General features: G+C 47.1%; 3 protein-coding genes. All 3 read left to right on the top strand.

From position 1 onward, the window contains the following. A partial coding sequence (locus ACFIJW_RS00790) for a phage major tail tube protein (RefSeq protein WP_375632834.1) occupies positions 1-348 on the top strand: 348 nt, incomplete at its 5' end. A gap of 41 nt (positions 349-389) precedes the next feature. Further along, the gene (locus ACFIJW_RS00785) at positions 390-803 is read left to right on the top strand and encodes a hypothetical protein (RefSeq protein ID WP_273790101.1); all 414 of its coding nucleotides are present in this window, start codon (positions 390-392) and stop codon (positions 801-803) included. A 131-nt stretch (positions 804-934) separates the two neighbouring features. After that, the coding region (locus ACFIJW_RS00780) for a phage tail tape measure protein (RefSeq protein WP_375632832.1) at positions 935-2611 on the top strand (1677 nt) is incomplete at its 3' end.

Raw genomic sequence — 2611 nt, 5'->3', positions numbered from 1 at the left:
AGTTTACAAATGAAAATCCGCAGCCATACCCCCGAAATTATCGGCATCTTTGGTGGTCCCCCTGGTCTTCGTCATAAATTCACTGGCAAAAAACATGTGATTTCTGAAGAAGATGGGCGTGAGCATGAACATTCCATTGATGTGACAGGGCGGTTGGTCAAAGTGGATAGCGAAGGCTTAACAGCTGGGAAAGCCACAGGCTATGATTGCGAGATCAAAAATGTTTGGGATTATACGGAATTTTGGGATGGTTCTGTTTTGCACCGCTTTTCTTTTAAACGGGGCGGCTGGCTTGTCCGCAACGGGCAAGAGATCGGTTCTCGCCGCCGCTCTATTCTCAACTTATAAGCTCTCATTATTGATAGGGTTCTCATTTATAGGAATTGATCATGACAAGTTTACAAACCAGCATTGACGTGGAATTGCAGGTTCCGCTTCCTTATCAAGATAAAGGTGGCAAAGAATCTCTCTGCAAGAAACTGACCTTTTATCGCCCCACTTTTAAGCATGCCAAGCAATTAGCGGTGCTCATTGGACCACAATTGACAGAGCTGCTGCTTCCTGAGTTTGGAGAGCAAAAAACCACTTTGAGCAATGATGTGCTTATCACGAAGCTTTCTCAAGTTTTGTTCACAAGTGAGGCAACAGAAGGCATCACAGCACTTTTGGCTGATATGTCACATGAATCTATTGAATTGATTGATCGAGTTGATGTGATGGATATTGTCGCAATATTGAAGGCTTTTTTTGCTTTTTTTACGCAACGCCAATCCTCTCTGCCAGACAATTTGGGGCAGAACTAGCCCTTTATTATCACTGGGCGCCTTCAGAGATTAACCAGATGGATTGGCTGGATGTGATTGCCTATCGAGAAGAACTCGCACACCTGAAAGCTCAAGAATATGAAAGCCATCAGTTAGGATAAGAGACGATCATGGATGTTTCCCTTGTTGTGCGTTTTGTTAATCATCTGCAAGAGGGGATAGCTTCTGCCAAGCGAGATCTTGCAGTCTTTAGTTCAGATGTTGCGCATTTCCAAAACAAGACAAGGCAGCATTTTAAAGGGTGGTTTGACCCTGAGCATCTTGAGGATGCGACAAAGAATGCGGAAAATGCTTTTATCCAAGCGCGGGGGCGTATGGTGGGTGCCATTGCGCAAACAGCAACCTTAATTGCACCGCTCTATAAAGCCATGCAATTTGATCAATCGATGAAGGGATTAGAAAAGGTTCTCGATGCCCCCCTTGATCGCTTAAAGGAATTGCGCCGTTTTGCGCTTGAAACCTCCACCAAGATTCCGTTAGCGGCGCGTGAAGTCTTAGAATTGATGACCAGTGCCAGCCAAGCAGGGATTGGTGAACAAGATTTAGAAGCTTTTAGCATTTATGCAGCCAAAGCGGCTGTTGCTTTTGATATGACGGGAGATCAGATTGGGGAGCGCTTTGCCAAGTTGCGCAATGTCTTTAAGCTTAATCAAGCAGGCATTGAAGATCTAGGCGATGCCATCAATCATCTCTCTAATCACATGGCGGCAAAAGCCAGTGAAGTGTCTGATTTTACCAATCGAGCCACCGGTGCGGCAACCATGTTTAAGCTCACTGCGCGCGAAACCGCGGCATTTGGTACAGCGATGATTTCTGCTGGGATTGTTCCAGAGAGTGCCGCGCGTGGTTTTAATGCCATGAGTGCCCGCATTCAAGCAGGAGGCAAGCATATTGAAGATGCTTTTGCCAATATTGGGCTTTCTCGCGAAAAATTCATGCAAGATCTGGACAAAGATGCCACCGGTACCTTGGTGCGCTTTTTTAATGTGTTGGGTAAATCCGAACAGGGCATGCGCTCGCTGATTGCAATTGCGGGGCGCGATTTTACTGGTGATTTTGCCAAATTGGTGGGCAATCCCGAATTGTTAGGGCAAGCTTTAGAGTATGTGAAAGATCCACAAGTCTTTAAAGGCTCTGTAGAACAAGAAGCAGACAAACAAGCAACCGGTGCCATGCGGCAATTTGAACTCTTACAAAACCGCATTGTGGCTTTAGGGATTAGCATTGGTGAAGTGCTTCTGCCCTCCCTCAACAGTTTAATGGAAAGTGTTGGCAATTTTTCCAATGGGTTGATGGCGTGGGCGAATGCCCATCCCACTTTAACAAGCGCCATCATCAAAACCATTGCTGCGCTTATGGCTTTTAATATTGCTCTACGGGTTTTGCGCTTTACTCTTGCTGGCACACGTCTTGGGCTTCTTCAATTGATGGGCTCTTTTATCAAGATGGGTGCTGTTAGTCGTGGTCTTTCTGCAAGCTGGCGGGGCTTAGCAGCCGCAGGGCGCTCGCTGGGCTTGCTAACCGCGGGTCTTGGGGCAAGTTCACTCCGACTCTTACGCCCCATGACCTTGTTGGTCGGGGCTTTACGGGGGATTGCTGTCTCAGGAAGTGCATTTGCTGCTTCTTTTGGTTGGATCGGGACAGTGATCGAAGTGGTTGGAGCTGGTATTGCCTCTGTTGCGGGGGCTATTTTTACCCCGATCGGAGCTGTGGTTGCTGCTGTTGTGGCGGTCATACTGGCTGCTGGTTTTGCTTTGTGGAAATACTGGGACCGTTTCTCTTCTTTT

This window comes from Bartonella sp. MM97QHHN (assembly GCF_042194285.1).
In the GTDB taxonomy this organism is placed as follows: Bacteria; Pseudomonadota; Alphaproteobacteria; order Rhizobiales; family Rhizobiaceae; genus Bartonella.
This window is presented reverse-complemented; position numbering and strand designations above follow the sequence as displayed.

Excerpts from the sequence above, each read along its gene's own strand:
- ACFIJW_RS00785 (WP_273790101.1), top strand. The coding sequence starts at position 390 with ATGACAAGTTTACAAACCAGCATTGACGTGGAATTGCAGGTTCCGCTT.